The following is a 17,217-nucleotide window of genomic DNA, read 5'->3' on the forward strand; positions in this document are numbered from 1 at the left end:
TAGACCGAATCCAGGGAAAGCTAGACCGAATCTAGTGAGAATTAGACCGAAAAGTAGAGGTTAGGCCGAACCGATGGAAAGTCAGACCGAACCTGGTGAAAGTTAGACCGAATGAAGCAGAGTAACGCGATTGTCTCATACATTTTGTGAATTTCATAATTTCGCTTTAACTTTTGGAGGATTGGCTTTAAGTTTTCCATTGTTGGCTTTCACTTTTCTCAAATTAGCTTTAACTTTTGAGGTTAGCTTTCACTTTCGGTAGGTTGGCTTTAAGTTTTCCATCATTAGCTTTCACTTTTCACGGATTAGCTTTAACTTTTGTATTTCACCACTTTTCTCATTAACTTCACTGCATACTGCGCAGTGCGTAATTACCATGCAACAGAGATTTACTCAATAGTTGCTGAGTTAAGCAGCATTTACTTTTTCCGGATTTTTCCTTGCTTACTGCTTTGTGCTAGAATGCTTAATAGATGAATGTTTGTGATCGTTGGCCATAGCTTGAATGCTTGCAAACATCGTAACTATTGGATAAAAAGGACGGTAAAAAAATGAGTCAATTGAATGTTAAGGCAAATAAAGATGCATTTTTGAAAGATCTCTCCGCGCTCATTTCGATTCCGAGCACGAAGGATGCAACTCAGGCAAAGGAGGGCGCACCATTCGGACCGGGTCCGCTTGCTGCATTGAAAAAAATACTGGAAATGGGTGACAGAGACGGATTCCGCACAAAAATGCTCCAGGGCTACGCCGGCTACATTGAGTACGGTCCGGAAGATGCTGAGGATTACATTGCAGTGCTCGGTCATGTGGATGTCGTGCCTGCGACCGGCAAATGGGCGCATGATCCGTTTACCGCATACGTTGAAAACGGTACTCTTTATGCACGGGGAGCAATTGATGACAAAGGCCCGACGATGGCCGCTTATTACGCGCTCAAAGCATTGAAGGAATCCGGCGTACCCGTTAAAAATCGAATCCGCCTTGTGATCGGAACAGACGAAGAGAGCGGCTGCGAATGTATGGTAAAGTACAATGAACTCGAACCTATGTCACTGTTCGGATTTGCTCCTGATGCAGAATTCCCATTGATTTTTGCTGAAAAAGGTCAGATTCGCGCCTGGATCAAACTCCCGCAGGCTGCCGGTGACGCTCCGGTGCATATCGCTTCCTTCTACTCTGGCGAACGCATCAATATGGTTCCAGACCAGGCTTACGCTATATTGAAAGGTACGGAAGCAGAAAAATGGTCCGGACATGTTCAAGATGAACTCAAAGCAAAAAAGGTACCGTTCACTGAGGAAAAAACAGAACAGGGAATAAAGTTGACAGTAAAAGGTCAATCGGCACACGGATCGGAGCCGGCTGGGGGTGTTAATGCGGCATTTCTGCTCGCTGCCGCATTAAAAGATCTGCCGCTTATTCCAACAGAAAAGGCATTTGTTGATTTGCTTGCTGATACGCTGAATAACGACTTCGGCGGCGAACGTCTTGGAATTAAGTATCATGACGACATTTCCGGTGAACTGACCGTGAACGCCGGTGTCATCCGTTTTGGAGAAGAAGGCGGTACCGTTTCGCTCGATATTCGCTGCCCAATCAAAGCGTCATTAGATGAATTAACCAAGACGCTCACCGCTTCAATTGAGAAGCTTGGCCTTTCTATCGGAGAACTTGGAACAAGCAAACCGCTGTACATGGATCCGAAGCATCCGGCAGTACAAATTTTGAAGAACGTTTATGAAAAACATATGGGTCTTAAGGATGTTGAATTACTGACATCCGGAGGCGGCACCTATGCTCAATATCTTGATGCCGGAGTTGCGTTCGGTGCCTGCATGCCGAACTATCCGTACACCGGTCACCAAGTGGATGAACATGTCAAGGTGGACGATCTGCTGCTTGCGTCGGAAATTTATGCGGACGCAATGGCTGAACTGGGAAATCTTGAAAAATAAATGGATGCCTAAGCGATTATCAAAACCTAATTGCATAGAATAGCAATAGTTATAACGAGGAAAAGTGAATGCTTTTTTCCTCGTTATTTATTTATTGCACTTCCAGGTAAATTAGTGGTTACATTTTTAGACAGAACTTGATAGAATGTGTGAGTAAGAAATTAAAGTTTATTTTTCAAGCTTCCGAACCGTGATAAGCAAAAATAATGCGTGTTCATGCATTTGGTTGTATAACTAGGATGGAAGTTTGACAGACGGTGAAAAGGAAGAGATGACCTGACCCTCGGCGGTGACAATGACATGACAGCTTGATGGAGGAATGAAAAGCAATGGCAAAAGGTGTGTTTTGGCTGTTTCTTTCCGTATTCTTGAATGCGTTCGGGAATGCACTGACGGTGAAGGCAGCGTTCGGTTCGGCACCATGGACGGCGGCGAGCATCAATATTTCGAATGCTACAGGCTTGACGGTGGGAAATGTCCTGATCATTATGGGCATTATCGTTCTGATCGCAGATGATCTTCTCAGACGGCATTGGAATGGAATCAAGGATGTGTTTAATTTTCTCTATATGCTGTCCTTCGGTTATTTAATTGATGCATGGCTCTTTGTTATGCAATCGGTGACGCTGAACGGCTGGGTGCTTCGCATTAGTGTTTGTGTCTTCGGTGTTCTTTGTATTGCAGCAGCGCTGTCCATCTATTTTAAAGTCAACCTGGTGCTTCACCCCTTTGATGATTTGCTTAAAATCTTGCGTGAGAACTATTTGAAGGGTAATGTAGTGCTTGCACAGCGTATTTCACTTGGCATTCCTCTCGCATTAGGGTTGTCTATCGGGCTGTTCCGCCATCAATTACTTGGCATTAATTTTGGAACGGCGGTCAGTTTCCTGTGCATGGGTTATTTTATCCTGTTTTTTGATCGCTGCATTCATCTGCACTTGAATCGTGAAGCAATGCAGCACATGCATGTTCATTTGCCGCAAGTGTTTCATAGGGTAAAGCACTCAAAAGCATAACAATTGCTTGACAATCGTTTTAAGACGACTAATAATAAATGTACAAAAATAAAAAAGCGATGAAGAGAAGAAGTAGAGAGTGTACCGTTTTTCCACAGAGAGCTCCGTTTGGTGAAAAGGAGTAAAAACAAATCTCGAACATGGCCTCTGAGCTGCATGAACGAACGACGGCTTTTTCCGAAGTTAAGTCATGACGAGTTAAGGTTCTTGTTGCAAAAACCGGAGTATACGCACCATTCGTGCAGATGTACTCGCTGAGATCGGTCACGTGAGTGTCCGGTAAAAACAAGGTGGTACCGCGGAATAACCCCCGTCCTTAGTCAATCGATTAAGGATGGGGGTTTTTGGTTGAGAAAAAAGTTAAGAATAAGGAAAAGGAAAGGTGATTGGAATGGGTAAAGCTCTTGTGTTTCAAACGGATTTCGGACTTGTGGACGGCGCAGTGTGTGCAATGTACGGTGTAGCGAATTCAGTCGATCCGACATTAAAAATATATGATCTGACACATGACATCCCACAGTATAATATTTGGGAAGCCTCCTACCGATTGCGTCAAACCATTGATTACTGGCCAGAGGGAACGGTGTTTGTATCCGTTGTTGATCCCGGAGTCGGCGCCGCACGCCGCAGTGTGATCGCTCGAACACGACGCAACCAATTCATCATCACTCCGGACAATGGTACGCTCACGCATATTAAACGAATCGAGGGTATCGAGAGTGTGCGTACCTTCGATGAAAAAGCAAATAAATTACCTTCAGCGGGCGAATCATTTACGTTCTTTGGAAGGGATATCTATGCATTCAATGGTGCAAAGCTGGCTTCCGGGATTATTGATTATGAACAGTTTGGAGTGCCCGTTCCGGTTGATTCACTTGTTGAATTGCCGATTATTCCCTCGTATCGTGAAGGCAGCCAGGTAGTTGGAACGATTGATGTTCTTGACGTTCGATTCGGCAATCTTTGGACAAATATCGATCACAATCTTTTTCATGAATTAGACGTGGCACGCGGCGATCGATTGGTGATCAAAATCAAGAACGATACGCGTACGGTTTATAAAAATACAATGGTGTTTGCGCGTTCCTTTGCTGAGGTGGCAATCGGCGAACCATTACTCTACATCAATTCGCTTGAAAATATCGGTATTGCCATTAACCAAGGATCATTTGCGAAGGCGTACAGCATCGGTACAGGAACAAATTGGCATATATCCATCGAAAAGGCGTAAACAAGCATAAAATTCGATAAAAATAAAAATTCCGTTAAGTTGTGAACTGAGCCCCAAAAATTGATGATGAAATCCAATTTTTGAGGCTCAGTTCGTTGATTTTTATGGTGTACCTTAAACGATATCCAGCGGCAGTTTGCGGGACGGATGCGGAAACGCGAGCTCAAGTGAATGCTGTTCTTCTTTGGACAGTCGGATTGCTGCAGCCTGCGCATTCAGCAGTACATGTTCCGGACGACCGGCTTTAGGAATAGCAACAATTCCATCGGTTTCAGCATTACGGATTGCCCAAGCAAGTAGAATTTGGAGCGGCGTTGCCTGGTGATTGGTAGCAGCTTTAACGACGGCAGGGTCTTTAAGCAGTTGAGATTTAAGAGACCCGCCTTCAGCCAAAGGGCAATAAGCCATGACCGTAACATGGTGCTCACGCATCCAAGGGAGGAGTTCATACTCAATTCCGCGCGAGCCGAGATGATAGAGAATTTGATTTACAGCACAATTATTCCCTTCCGGAACGGACCATAGATCCTGCATATCCTTCGTATCGAAGTTAGAGACGCCCCAGCGTAAAATTTTACCGGCACGTTTCAATTCTTCCATTCCTCGGACTGTTTCTTCGAGAGGTGTCGCCCCGCGCCAATGCAGCAAATAAAGATCAAGATGATCGGTGCCGAGCCGTTTCAAGCTTTGATCGCATGCTGCTGCAAGCTTTTTCCGTGTCGCATGATTGGGATAGGCCTTACTTACAAGAAAGAGATCGTCACGAATGTCAGTGATTGATTCACCAATGAGCGATTCGGATCGCCCTTCGCCATACATCTCCGCCGTATCAATAAGATTTAAGCCCAAACGAACGCCGAGGCGGAGCGCTTCCTGTTCCGAGGCGCGATTAAACGGATCTTCCCCCATATGCCAAGTACCTTGGCCGATCACCGGAATTTCAGCCCCGTCAGGCAGCTTAATTGACCGTCTATTCACTTCTCGCATTGCGCTGTTCAGTTCATCATCGTTCCATTCCATGAATGATTATTCTCCTTTACTTTTGAGATAATGGCGATTCAGCCATTTCAATCCTTCTCGAGTGCTCAAAGGTTTAAGTTCATGTTGCTGAATGAAAAGCTGCACGGCATGCGGATCGGTTTTTGAATATTCCCGAAGGACCCAGCCGATTGCCTTTTGAATGAAAAATTGATCGGAGTCCGCGTTCAGCAGGATGTATCGAAATAAGCGCGCTTCATTAGTCATCTGCTTGTACTTCAACTGATGTAATAGTGCCGCCCGCCGAAGCCATATATTTTGGCTAACAATCCATTTGTCCGCATAAAGTTCAATCAAATACGGATCGTGTTTAAAAAGTGTTCCGCAGCATTGAGGCGCAATATAGTCAACCGTATCCCACCATGATTTCGTGACGATCAGCCATTCCAATAACGGCATATGATCAGCCTTCAGCTGCTTTTTAGCATATCCGAGCAAATCAAGCGCAGCTGTCTGGCATTCCCGCATGGGAAGATTCCATAACTGTTTGATTGCAAAGGGAAGCTGGTCCGATTCAGGTAATCCATAATTTCTAATAAAATTGCGGACGATGGCGCGCCGATCGGGAGCTTTAATGCCGAAGAACGGGAATTGATCGCGCATGTAGTGTTTCATTGGCTGGGCGTTTTCTTTGTTTTGATGGATTTCTAACGCTGTAATGAGCGGTCGGATATCGAAGTTCATGTACGATGACCTCTCTTAATGTAAATCGGTGATTTAGTCTTTGTATAACGAAATGAGTGCATCATTCGAAAATAAATTCCTGCTCTCTCCCATGAATTGATCATCTAATCATCCCACAATTTTACGATACTTACGAATGATATGATGTTAAACTTAACACGTTTTCAATGAATCTTCCAACTATTTTAACTTTATAACTCATTCCACTGTTGTAAAATAAAAGTTATGAATCGAATTTGCGAGAATGAAAGACAAGGAGTTACTGTGTCGTGATGCGTTCTGCGTTTATGAAAAAAATTGTTCAATCTGATTATATGAAGGTCTTTCTACTTTGTCTCGTCACTTCCGGAATTATGTTTCTCCCATCGATTATTGCCAATAAAGGCTTATTCACATTAGTCGGAGACTTTAACTATCAACAGATTCCATTTAATATGTTGAGCAACCATGCGATCAAGAGCGGAGACTGGTTTTGGAACTGGTCAACAGATCTCGGCAGCAATTTTATCGCTTCCTACAGCTTTTACACGTTGGGAAGTCCTTTTTTCTGGCTGAGCTTGCTGTTTCCGGCTTCACTTTTTCCGTATGTCATCGGTCCGATGTTTTTATTAAAGTATTGCGTGGCCGGGATGACGGCGTACGGTTATATGCGCCGCTATGTGTCGGACAGCAGATATGCTATGATTGGCGCGCTGCTATACGCCTTTTCCGGATTTTCAGCGGTCAATCTGATGTTTAATCATTTCCATGATGTGGTCGCCTTTTTCCCGCTGCTCCTTGCCGGATTTGACCGGCTGATGCTGGATCGGAAAAAGGGCTGGTTCGCTGCGGCTGTCGCCTTGAACGCTGCCTTGAACTTCTTTTTCTTCATTGGCGAAGTGTTCTTTTTGATTCTCTACTATGTGCTGCGTTATTTGTCGGAGGATTGGAAGTTGTATCTGCGTCGCCTGCCGAGAATTGTCTGGGAAGGCGTGCTTGGAATCGGGATGGCGAGCCTATTATTTGTTCCAGCCATCCTGTTTACCCTTCAGAATCCGCGTCTGGAATCATTCTTGTACGGACCAAACGCACTTGTTTATACGGGCAGCCGTTATCTTGAGCTTATTAAAGCGTTTCTCATGCCTGCGGATCTGATGCCGCATCAGTCGGCAATCTTTCCGTCGGATTTCTCATCGAGCAGCGCTTATTTGCCCTTGTTCGGTCCGGTTCTGATGCTTGCTTTGATGCTCGGTCGCAGAAATTGGATGCGGCGGCTGATGATCGGCTGCCTGATCATGGCGGGGGTGCCGCTCCTAAACAGCGTGTTCTATGTTCTGAATGCGTCGTATTACGCGCGCTGGTTTTATATGCCTGTGCTCGTCATGGCCCTGATGTCAGCGGTGGCTCTCGAGCAGAGAGAGACCATACCATTGAAAAAAAGTTTACTGATTTGCGCATCCGCATTGGCGGCTCTGGCTGCTTTTCTTCTTTTCTATCCCTGGAGCGAGACGCAGCGGAGCGCCGTCTATCACTATGACCAATTCCTTTTTTACTTGGCTGCAGCGGCGGCAGGCCTGGCGGCTACCTATTATCTCGTTTGGCGGTTTCGCAGCGCCAAACACTGGCATGCATCCGCTCTGACCTTGACCGTGATTTTTTGCTCCGGTTTAGGACTTTTCAATATTTTTGCGACGCACAGTATTTATGATTATCAGGATGGAAAGGCCATTCAAGATACTGTGGTCAAAACAGGTAGGGAATTGAAACAGCGATTGCCGAAAACGGAGGACTACCGCATCGGTATCAGTGATGACGGATGGAATTTGGCAATGGTTGCCGGTTTGCCGACGGTTAATTCATTTACCAGTATGGTGAACGGATCTATTTTCGAATTTTACAAGTCAATCGGATCGCCCAGAGGGGTGAAGACGATCATTCCAACGGATGCGTATGCACTCAAACCATTACTTTCTGAGCGTTTTTTCGTGAATACGGTAAAAATGGAAGGCTACCCGCTCTACACGAAATTTTATAACGGTACCGGGATGGTCTATGTCTATGAAAACAAGGATGTTTTACCGATCGGTTTTACCTATGACTACTATATTACGCAAAGTCAGTTTCAACATATTACGGATGATTATAAGCCGCAGGTCATGCTCCGGGCAGTGGTTATTAAGGACAGTGACGTATCCAAGGTGAAAAATTATCTTGTGCCTCTGCCTGAGTCCGAGATGTTTACGACTACAAAAGCAGAGTATCGGCAGGATCTTCAGACACGTGCGAAGGAATCGTCGACTTCGTTCCGTCGCGATCACCGAGGTTTTTCAGCAGAGATTAAGGCAAATACGGACAAATTTGCTTTTTTCAGCGTTCCCTATGACAAAGGCTGGTCTGCCAAGGTCAATGGTATCTCTGTACCGATCATTGATGCAGACGGAATGATGATTGTTCCGGTCAACGATGGTGAGAACCACATCCGATTCAATTATCGGACACCGGGGCTTGCATCCGGTGCGGTGATTGCTCTGTTCTCGGCAGCTGTGTTTGCAGTCTATCTGTCATCAGAACGCTTATTTTACCGTAGACGTGTACATCCTTCACGAAATATAAATGAATAAGACAGAATGCCGAAACATGAGTTACTCGTGATTTCGGCATTTTTTTGCACCTTAAATACCTAATTATTGAGTATGTGACCTTTTGCTGCAGCTCTCATGTCAATCAACGTGATTGGACATCAATAAAACTTTAATGATACAACGCGTTGTATCGACAAATGTGAGATTACTTGGTAGAATAGCATGCACAGGTTCATTACTGTGGGAATGGGCAATATAAATAAAGAATGCTCGAACAGAAGGATGGAGGTTACTCAAGTTGACAAATGAGATGAAGAATGAAGGGCTGACGGTTAAGTCCTACACGAATAATCTGCTGACCGGTCTCGCTATTGGGATTGTCGCCGGCTTAGTTCCGTCCGCGTTGCTAAGTGAACTATGTAAAGCGCTCGCACCACACGCGCCGATCTTCGGTTTTATTTTACAAATAGTCACAATCATCATGTTTGCGGTTCCACTGCTGATTGGAACAGCGATCGCGTTTCGATTCAAATTCAATCCGATTCAAATGGTTTCCGTGGCATCAGCGACTTATATTGGTTCCGGTGCATTGAATTTTACGCCGAACGGTGTCCTTGTGACCGGTATGGGCGATTTGATCAATACGCTGCTGACCGCAAGCATTGCCGTTGGCGTTGTCCTGATTGTCGGTGACAAGTTAAAGGCTTTTGCGCCGCTTTTCTTGCCGATGATTGTTTGTGTGGTTTCCGGAGGTATCGGATTTTGGATTCTGCCCTATGTTCGTAAAATTACCATGGCAGTCGGTCAGCTGGTCGACAGTTATTTTGTACTTGCACCGATTCTGATGGGAATTCTCGTCGCTGTCAGTTTTTCAATCATTATCGTTTCGCCGATCTCAACCGTTGCGATTGCGACTGCCATCAGCATGAGCGGTATTGCATCCGGTGCAGGTAATCTCGGTGTTGTTGCCGCAGCAATCGGCATGTTCATAGGCGGCCTGCGCGTCAATCCAATCGGGCTATCACTTTCGGCACTGCTTGGAACCCCGAAAATTATGATTGCAGCAATTGTTCGCAAACCAATTATTCTATTACCGGTCATTTTAAATGCAGCCGTTCTTGGTGTTTTGGCGGTTGTTTTGCAAATTAAGGGTACGCCGATCAGCGCCGGATTCGGATTCTCCGGACTCGTCGGACCAATCAATGCCATCCGTTTCATGCCGGGCGGAGCAACTGCGGTCAATCTTCTGGTTATTATTCTGGTCTTTATTATCATTCCATTCGCATGCGGCTGGTTCTTCGAATGGCTGTGCCGCACCAAGCTGCACTTGTACTCAAAAGAAGATTATAGAGAAAAGGCATAATAAAAATTTATTGAGAATAAAAACAAAGGCTCCCGTGTCCTCGGACATTGGAGTCTTTTATGTTGGCAATGGATAGATGAATAGGAAAATAGTCTTATTGGATGAGTGTTCATGCCAATGAGAATTTTGATCAGTATTCTCGTCCGAACAGGTTGTTAGTGTACGGATGGTCGCCCCTCACATAGCCCTTAATGCTGAGAAAACGTTCAAAAGTGGACATATTCGCGCCTATTTATGAACAAATTGTGAAAATAGATTAATATGTCAGAAAATAGTGTGAATAAAGTATTGTGCTAAAGGACATATACTTTATAATAAAAGTACAAACATAGAGACGCAATATTCTCTAGTGTTTTTCTCCATATTGAGAACCGCCGAATTTCTTCCACGCGAGCGGTTCATTCCAAATTCGTGCAAAGTCGTTTTTGTCTGTGAGCAGTATTAATCAATGTAAGGAAAACAAACAAAGAAAAGAGGCGCGTGAATGGAACTTTTGAATCATTACATCATCCGTCCGGAAACAATGGCATTGCTACCTTATTGTTTCTCCGATGGAAGTATGGGTACGTTGGTTATTGAGGAAGCCTGTGAACACTATGTGATGGAACTGCCGAAAGCTATTGTCGAGCGGTCATGCGGCTATTATGGGTCAACCTATAAAGGCCGAAAAAAAATAGCCGTAGATATGGGTTATAAAAGTATGCCGCCTATTTGTGTATGCGGGGAATTGGGCATTGTCTTCATTTCCTCAATGACCGAACGCTCGGATCGTTGTGCATGGCTTGCGTTTATCCATGTTCGTCAATGGAGCGAAGTGGATAAAAAGAGTAAGGTTGCTGTTTCTTTGACCAATGGACAGATCGTTGAATTGCCAATGAGCCCAGGACCATTCAGCGGGCGCGTCATGCGTGCGATGCAGTACAGACATCAGTTGCGAGAACGGATTTCGGCATACAACATGGTTGATGAGGCAGACAAGAAAAGAGCTCTGAAAAAAATCGGAATTAAGGAAAACGGTACTTACTATATAAATTCCAATCCGTCTGAGGATGAATTTATCCAAGACTAATCATAATAAATTACAATAGTTCACAAAATAGTTTACCCTAATGATCCTTAAAAATCATTGGGGTATTTTTTTAAACACAAATAGGAAAGATAGGCAAGTTTTCTTTGCGATCGTTGACGATGTCCAATTGCAACATGAAAAGTTAATTGATAAGGCATACTAGGAAGAAATAATTTTCCGAACGTCATCACTTCGACACATTGACGGCGCTTCCATAAAATTCAAAACGATTGTTTTTCTGTTATACTATTTCTGTAATATAACAGAATGAAAAAAGGAGTTTTATTATATGACAAAACCTTTCCTCTTTCTTTCCGACTTTGACGGAACTTTATCCGATAAAGATTTTTTTCACGTGATCATTGACCGCCATTTTGCAGATCAACGCGAGAAACTCTACGATGACTGGGATAAGAAAATCATGACTGATCTCGAGTATTTAAGCCGTTTGTTTCGTTCTGTAGATCGTGATCAAGCCCAAATTGACGAAGATATTGATGCCGTTCCTTTTGATTCTGATGCGAAAAAGGTTATTGAAAAGGTCAAGAAGCTCGGCGGTGATTTTGTTGTCATTAGTGCTGGTACAGATTATTACATTAAACGTATTTTTGAAAAACAGGGTATAACAGGAGTGAAAATATATTCCAATCCCGGTGTCTATGAGAACAGAGGCATTCAATTACGTCCCGACCCAAACGGAGCCTATTTTTCAGAACTCTACGGGATTGACAAGCAAAAATTGGCACGCGATCTAATGAAGGATTATGACACGGTCTTTTTTGCCGGAGACAGTCTTCCGGATTTGAAAGCAGCAATGCTGGCAGATACAATTTTTGCTAAAGGGAAGCTTCAACCGTTGCTTGATCAGGAAAATAAAGAGTATGTAGCAATCAATAATTTTAAAGATATAGAGAAATTTCTCGATATTCATGAGGAGGCCATAATCAATGGGAGCCGATAATCATCAGATTGTTGTTCCTTCTTTGCTCGATGTTCGGAAAGGAAATATGGCGGAGATCGGACGACTGCTCAGCCGTCATCAATTTAAGAAGGTCGTTATTTTCTTTGGCATGGGCTTAACCGATATGCTTGGTGAGAAAGTATTCGGATCAATGAAAGCAGCCGGGATCGATGTTCTTGAAACAAAAGAAGTCAGCGATATTGATATAGACAGCGTTGTCGACCATGCATTCCAACTGCCGGCTCAAACTGAAGCGGTCATCGGTATTGGCGGAGGAAAAGCATTGGATGCGGCAAAATACACAGCACTGCTAAGAAAATGGCCGTTCATCAGTGTGCCGACGTCAACGTCCAATGATGGCTTCTCCAGTTCGAACACTTCTTTAACGATTCACGGACGTCGCATATCTGTACATGCGAAAATGCCTTATGGAATTTTGATCGATATTGATGTCGTTAAAAATGCGCCGGAATGCTTTATTTATTCAGGAGTAGGCGACCTTGTCTCGAAAATCACGGCAGCTGAGGATTGGATTTTTGAAGAAAAGAACGGACACACACGTGTGGATGACTGTGCGTTGATGCTCTCGAAGAAGGCAGTCAACAGTTTTGTTCGTACCGATTTCGGTACAATTTGCGACGACCTTTTTCTCAAAGAGCTTGTTGATTCATTGACCATGGCCGGAATTTCAATGGAAATTGCCGGAAGCAGTGCGCCGACCAGCGGCAGCGAGCATCTGATCTCTCATGCGCTAGACACCTATTCGAAGAAACCCCAGCTGCATGGCATTCAAGTCGGAGTTGCCACCTACTTGATGAGCAAGGTTCAAAATCATCGCTATGAACGCGTCACGAAGGTGCTTCAAGATACCGGTTTCTTCACATTCGCTAAAACAGTCGGCATGACGATGGCTGACTTTGATATGGCGATCGACCGGGCTCCTGAAATGAAACCGATGCGCTATACGTTCTTACATGTAGCTGAATATCGAGAGCGGGCACACCGTATTTTGCATGAAGATCCGATTTTAAAAGAAATACTAGCATAACTAAACTGAAGAGCATGAAGCTGACGAAGCGGAGACGATTGGCTGTCTCTGCTTTTCTTTATATAAAAGAGAAAAAGATAAGCGATATCCCCCGTATAAGATTGAAAAGAGATTTCGATCAAAAGGAGATTCAGCTGATGTCTAAGGACCTGGCTGCGCCAAGTTTTTCTTTACAGGTAAATAAAATGTATCGTTTTGCCTCGCTGGCACGACGATAAGGTCATAAGATGCTGAATCCCAATCCATACGTATCGGTTGGGTGATCAGGTTAAGCGCCTTATCTGATAAATAGACGGAGAAATTACCCTTATTTAGAAAATGAGCGAAAAAATCGCTTAAATAGACGGAAAAATTCCGCTTATCGAATCGAAAAACATGAAAATAGAGGGATTTGCTTTGCATAAGCGGAAAAATTACCCCTATTTACCGGCGAAATAAGCTTCATGGTGCATATAAGCGGAAAAATTCCGCTTATTTTATTTGTTGCTTATAAGGATCAGAATGCTTAGTGAAACAGAAGTGAGATAAAGGAGCTTTCGCTAACTACGATATGTTCTGTTTGCAACGCGAAAGCCATCACATCGTGTGAAAGTAAGAAGCAGACATTTTTTGCCAAGTTTTTCTTACATCAAATAGACACGATATTGGTGGTTGTGGTGTCGGCTTTACGCAAGTTATAATTAATTTGGAAAGAATTAAAGTTTTTTGATCCGACACGCAGCTTGGCAAGGAGCTAGATAAGGAAGGGGCAGGGAATATGAGTACAATTCTGTATAATGATTCGTTTCTTTCAAGAGAACAAGGCAAGGTAGATATGGAGGATCGCGGCTACCAATTTGGCGATGGCATTTATGAGGCGCTTCGTGTTTATAATGGAAAAATGTTCCTGCTTGACCTGCATATGAAACGATTGAATCGAAGTGCACGCGAGCTGAGACTTTCACTCCCTTATGATACGGACCATCTGGCCGAAAATCTGGACAAGTTGATTCGGGAAAATCAAATGGATTACGGCTATGTATATTTTCAAATTACAAGAGGCGCGATTGCGCGGAAACATCGTTTTCCGGAGCAGAAGATTGATTGCGTGCTGACCGGGAGCATTGAAGCGACATCAAAGGATGAGGATTTGCATGCAGACGGCATTAAAGTCAGTCTTCTCGATGATATTCGCTGGTTGCGCTGCGACATTAAAACGCTGAACCTGCTCGGCAACGTGCTCGCCAATCAAGAAGCATTTGAACAAGGATCTGATGATGCTATTCTTCATCGTGACGGTGTGGTTACGGAGGGTACAACGTGCAATGCATTCATGGTCAAAGATGGTGTACTGATTACACATCCTGCCGATCATTTCATCTTAAACGGAATTACGCGTATTTTTGTGCTGGAGCTTGCAGAACGGCTTGGCATCCCGGTTGAAGAACGCACGTTTACAACAGAAGAATTACGGAATGCGGATGAAGCATTTATTACCAGCACCGGTGTGCGTGTTACACCGGTCACCCAGATTGATGGCCAGCCCGTTGGCGATGGAAAGCCGGGATTAATGACTCTGCGTTTGCTTGACGCATTTAATCATGATGTGGAACAATTCATCGCGAATGCCTGATCATTGAAAAATATGCGAGGGCTGTTGCCTGAATTGATCGGCATGTTCAATAAAAAATTGTAAGCTTAGAATGTTGGAGTCAAAGCAGCTGTTCCCGAACGGAAGCGAATAGCTGTTTTTTCATGCAAGCACACCATAGTTGAAGCAGGGATGACCATCAATGGCAAAGCATTCGTTTTATTTACTCGCATTTATTATGTTCCTTTCGATGACGGGCTATGGTATTGTGTTCCCGGCATTGCCTTATTTGGCTGCCCACCTTGGCCTTAATTCGTTTCAAATGGGCTCGCTGATCACCGGATGGGCAGTGGCTCAGTTTGTGATTGTCCCTTTTTGGGGACGATTGATTGATCAATTCGGGCGCAAACCGGTCCTTGTCTTCGGCCTTTTCGGTTTTGGTGTTGCGTTTCTTTTGATGATTTTCGCCACGACCTATACCGAGCTGCTTTTCATCCGAATTATCGGTGCGATCGTTTCAACGGGTGCGATGCCCGCCGTCTATGCAATGATCAGCGATGTGTACGATAAACGTCAACGAGGACCGGTCATTGCCAAAATGGCAGGAGCCAATACGCTTGGATTTCTTTGTGGTCCGGTTGTCGGGAGCTTGCTGTCACCGTTTGGCATCAACATGCCCTTTCTCATAGCGGGAATGCTTAGTTTCATAACTATCCCGTTTGCAATCCTTTTTATTAAGGAACCGAAAAGAAAAACCATTCGGAAGGATAATCTGTCTTTTGCTAAGTCGCTTGGCATCCTGATTCAACCAGGATGCTGGGAACTGTTTCTAATGACCTTTGGTATGGCTGTCGCCGCTTCAGGATTCTTTTCAATGCTCGGCTATTTTATGATTGAACGGTTCAGCGCAAGCGCCAGCCAGACCGGTCTTTCATTCAGCACGGAATCCTTGGCCGCAGTGATCTTGCAGGTATTTATCATGGGTACGATTTATAACAGACTTGGCGAGATGCATGCGGCAAAAATCGGCGCAATGATTAATGCGTCCGGTTATGTATGCATTGCTCTATCTCGATCGGTATGGATGATCTTTCTTGGTTGCGCGCTGGTCGGAATCGGTAACGCACTGGTACAGCCCACGCTTGTATCTTTACTGTCTAAGCAGGATTCAATAGGACAGGGAATGGTGATGGGCTTGCAGCAATCCACGGACAGCCTGGGCAGGGCTATTGGTCCGCTGCTTGCCGGTTGGCTGTTCTTCTTTCATGACTCCGCTCCTTTTTGGGGATCGGTGCTTATTGTCCTTTGTATCATTATGGTGTTGATTACAAGGCAGGGTACTTTGACCGCTCATCCCAATAGAGGCAGTCAAAAGCAATTGAGTGCGAAGTAAATAATTCAAAAACAAAAAATCCATACATCGATGAATTCATTTCAGAAGGAGGTTTTTTCATGCAGTTCGATCCAATAGAGCCGATTATCTATATACGAAATGTGTTATCCAATGACGCATTGCAGGAGCTTTCGAAGCTTAGCCAAAAGATTGTTTACGATCCGTGGACGCCGGGAGCACCGGAACCTGAGCCGCTTAGTGCACTTGCTGAATGTGATGTGATGTTGACTGCCGGTTATCGTGATGATTTAAAAATTTTGCCAAAAGCGAAAAACTTGAAATGGGTTCAGTCCGCCAGTGTTGGTGTCGACATGATGCTGCGCAAGGACGTGGTTGATCATGAACTGATGATTACCAATACACGTGGCTGTACATCTGTGCCGATTGCCGAACATGTGCTGGCAATGATCACCGCTCTAGCGAAAAAGGTGCCCCATTTTGTTCGCAAACAAATGGCCGGGACTTGGGATGAAGCAAACGTCGGAGATTTGGCGGGAACAACAGTAGGCATTATTGGTTATGGGGACATTGGTTATGAAATAGCCCGCCGATGCAAGGCATTTGATATGAAAGTGATCGGCTGCCGAAGAAATCCGCAAAAGAGGCATGGCGATCACGATCCTGCCGATCAAGTGGTCGGCATGGATCAAATGGATGCAGTGCTTGCTCAATCGGATTTCGTTGTCCTAGCACTTCCTGCAACAAGCGAAACCATACATAGCTTTGATAAAAAGCGGCTCAGTCTCATGAAAAGTGGAAGTTATCTGGTAAACATCGGTCGTGGGAATCTGATTGTTGAGTCTGATCTTGCGGTTTGTTTAACGAACGGTCCAATCGCTGGTGCAGCGCTCGATGTATTTGAAATTGAGCCGCTGCCGCAGAAACACCAATTCTGGAACATGGATAATGTGATCATCACGCCGCACCGGGCTTACTATTCTTCCAATTACGAGCAAAGGTACATGGATCTTTTTGTTGAAAATCTGCACCGATACAGTGAAGGACGTCCTTTAATTAATGCAGTGAACAAAATGCTCGGCTACTAAACGATTAAGTTGTCGGATGTCAGCGGATCGCCGATTGTCATTCGAATTCAAATGAAGTATAATTCAAAGACTGCTCTTTGATCAGATTTTGAAAATCTGAATCACTTAAAAAGAAAATGAGGGTTGAACAATGGTTACGCAAAATCGGTATCGTTTTTCCGCAGACAAACACATAAATGCATTGGTGCCCATGTTTGTTTTGTCTCAAAACCGAATGGTGATTTGCCTAAAAGCGTAGCTGTGCTCGTTATATGACTTGATTGAAAGAGTCCGATGCTC

Annotated in this window: 13 protein-coding genes and 1 other annotated feature; of the genes, 11 read left to right on the forward strand and 2 right to left on the reverse strand. The window is 44.4% G+C overall.

Features of this window, described 5'->3' with window-relative positions; genetic code table 11:
* The first annotated feature begins 551 nt into the window (after nucleotides 1–551).
* From pepV to AC6F33_RS04355, 3 genes are all read left to right on the forward strand, one after another.
* A complete protein-coding gene (gene pepV / locus AC6F33_RS04345) occupies nucleotides 552–1,958 on the forward strand; it encodes a dipeptidase PepV (protein ID WP_480947672.1) in 1,407 nt (468 codons plus the stop codon).
* A 329-nt stretch (nucleotides 1,959–2,287) separates the two neighbouring features.
* Complete coding sequence (locus AC6F33_RS04350) at nucleotides 2,288–2,974, forward strand: YczE/YyaS/YitT family protein (RefSeq protein ID WP_255747598.1); 687 nt, start codon at nucleotides 2,288–2,290, stop codon at nucleotides 2,972–2,974.
* A gap of 50 nt (nucleotides 2,975–3,024) precedes the next feature.
* Nucleotides 3,025–3,295 (forward strand) — a binding site (T-box leader).
* A 70-nt stretch (nucleotides 3,296–3,365) separates the two neighbouring features.
* Nucleotides 3,366–4,205 carry an SAM hydrolase/SAM-dependent halogenase family protein gene (locus AC6F33_RS04355; RefSeq protein WP_480947671.1) on the forward strand — a complete coding sequence of 280 codons (840 nt, stop codon included), beginning with the start codon at nucleotides 3,366–3,368 and terminating at the stop codon, nucleotides 4,203–4,205.
* Nucleotides 4,206–4,319: 114 nt separating this feature from the next.
* Here AC6F33_RS04355 and AC6F33_RS04360 read toward each other — a convergent pair whose 3' ends face one another.
* Together AC6F33_RS04360 and AC6F33_RS04365 are read right to left on the reverse strand one after the other, a co-directional pair.
* Nucleotides 4,320–5,225, reverse strand: a complete 906-nt coding sequence (locus tag AC6F33_RS04360) for an aldo/keto reductase (protein WP_500777809.1) — start codon at nucleotides 5,223–5,225, stop codon at nucleotides 4,320–4,322.
* Between the two features lie 6 nt (nucleotides 5,226–5,231).
* Complete coding sequence (locus AC6F33_RS04365) at nucleotides 5,232–5,927, reverse strand: DNA alkylation repair protein (protein ID WP_500777810.1); 696 nt, start codon at nucleotides 5,925–5,927, stop codon at nucleotides 5,232–5,234.
* A 272-nt stretch (nucleotides 5,928–6,199) separates the two neighbouring features.
* Here AC6F33_RS04365 and AC6F33_RS04370 point away from each other — a divergent pair, with 272 nt between their 5' ends.
* From AC6F33_RS04370 to AC6F33_RS04405, 8 genes are all read left to right on the forward strand, one after another.
* The gene (locus AC6F33_RS04370) at nucleotides 6,200–8,527 is read left to right on the forward strand and encodes a YfhO family protein (protein WP_255747700.1); all 2,328 of its coding nucleotides are present in this window, start codon (nucleotides 6,200–6,202) and stop codon (nucleotides 8,525–8,527) included.
* A 259-nt stretch (nucleotides 8,528–8,786) separates the two neighbouring features.
* Nucleotides 8,787–9,851: a PTS sugar transporter subunit IIC gene (locus tag AC6F33_RS04375; protein WP_500777811.1), complete on the forward strand. Its 1,065-nt coding sequence runs from the start codon at nucleotides 8,787–8,789 to the stop codon at nucleotides 9,849–9,851.
* Nucleotides 9,852–10,335: 484 nt separating this feature from the next.
* Nucleotides 10,336–10,920 carry a competence protein ComK gene (locus AC6F33_RS04380; RefSeq protein ID WP_255747592.1) on the forward strand — a complete coding sequence of 195 codons (585 nt, stop codon included), beginning with the start codon at nucleotides 10,336–10,338 and terminating at the stop codon, nucleotides 10,918–10,920.
* 289 nt (nucleotides 10,921–11,209) lie between these two features.
* Entirely contained in the window at nucleotides 11,210–11,881 is a 672-nt protein-coding gene (locus AC6F33_RS04385; protein ID WP_500777812.1) for an MtnX-like HAD-IB family phosphatase, read from the forward strand.
* Nucleotides 11,868–12,929: an iron-containing alcohol dehydrogenase family protein gene (locus AC6F33_RS04390; RefSeq protein ID WP_255747590.1), complete on the forward strand. Its 1,062-nt coding sequence runs from the start codon at nucleotides 11,868–11,870 to the stop codon at nucleotides 12,927–12,929. The genes AC6F33_RS04385 and AC6F33_RS04390 overlap by 14 nt, the downstream gene beginning before the upstream one ends.
* A 757-nt stretch (nucleotides 12,930–13,686) precedes the next feature.
* On the forward strand, nucleotides 13,687–14,541 hold the full coding sequence (dat, locus tag AC6F33_RS04395; RefSeq protein ID WP_255747589.1) for a D-amino-acid transaminase: 855 nt from the start codon (nucleotides 13,687–13,689) through the stop codon (nucleotides 14,539–14,541).
* 160 nt (nucleotides 14,542–14,701) lie between these two features.
* Nucleotides 14,702–15,892: an MFS transporter gene (locus AC6F33_RS04400; RefSeq protein ID WP_255747588.1), complete on the forward strand. Its 1,191-nt coding sequence runs from the start codon at nucleotides 14,702–14,704 to the stop codon at nucleotides 15,890–15,892.
* 59 nt (nucleotides 15,893–15,951) lie between these two features.
* Entirely contained in the window at nucleotides 15,952–16,938 is a 987-nt protein-coding gene (locus tag AC6F33_RS04405) for a D-2-hydroxyacid dehydrogenase (RefSeq protein WP_500777813.1), read from the forward strand.
* The last annotated feature ends 279 nt before the right edge of the window (nucleotides 16,939–17,217 follow it).

The organism is Sporolactobacillus sp. BBK16-2, from assembly GCF_059878335.1.

Bases quoted from the DNA above. Each gene is read 5' to 3' on its own strand.
- pepV (WP_480947672.1), top strand. From the start codon at position 552: ATGAGTCAATTGAATGTTAAGGCAAATAAAGATGCATTTTTGAAAGAT.
- AC6F33_RS04350 (WP_255747598.1), top strand. From the start codon at position 2,288: ATGGCAAAAGGTGTGTTTTGGCTGTTTCTTTCCGTATTCTTGAATGCG.
- AC6F33_RS04355 (WP_480947671.1), top strand. From the start codon at position 3,366: ATGGGTAAAGCTCTTGTGTTTCAAACGGATTTCGGACTTGTGGACGGC.
- AC6F33_RS04360 (WP_500777809.1), bottom strand. From the start codon at position 5,225: ATGGAATGGAACGATGATGAACTGAACAGCGCAATGCGAGAAGTGAAT.
- AC6F33_RS04365 (WP_500777810.1), bottom strand. From the start codon at position 5,927: ATGAACTTCGATATCCGACCGCTCATTACAGCGTTAGAAATCCATCAA.
- AC6F33_RS04370 (WP_255747700.1), top strand. From the start codon at position 6,200: ATGCGTTCTGCGTTTATGAAAAAAATTGTTCAATCTGATTATATGAAG.
- AC6F33_RS04380 (WP_255747592.1), top strand. From the start codon at position 10,336: ATGGAACTTTTGAATCATTACATCATCCGTCCGGAAACAATGGCATTG.
- AC6F33_RS04385 (WP_500777812.1), top strand. From the start codon at position 11,210: ATGACAAAACCTTTCCTCTTTCTTTCCGACTTTGACGGAACTTTATCC.
- AC6F33_RS04390 (WP_255747590.1), top strand. From the start codon at position 11,868: ATGGGAGCCGATAATCATCAGATTGTTGTTCCTTCTTTGCTCGATGTT.
- dat (WP_255747589.1), top strand. From the start codon at position 13,687: ATGAGTACAATTCTGTATAATGATTCGTTTCTTTCAAGAGAACAAGGC.
- AC6F33_RS04400 (WP_255747588.1), top strand. From the start codon at position 14,702: ATGGCAAAGCATTCGTTTTATTTACTCGCATTTATTATGTTCCTTTCG.
- AC6F33_RS04405 (WP_500777813.1), top strand. From the start codon at position 15,952: ATGCAGTTCGATCCAATAGAGCCGATTATCTATATACGAAATGTGTTA.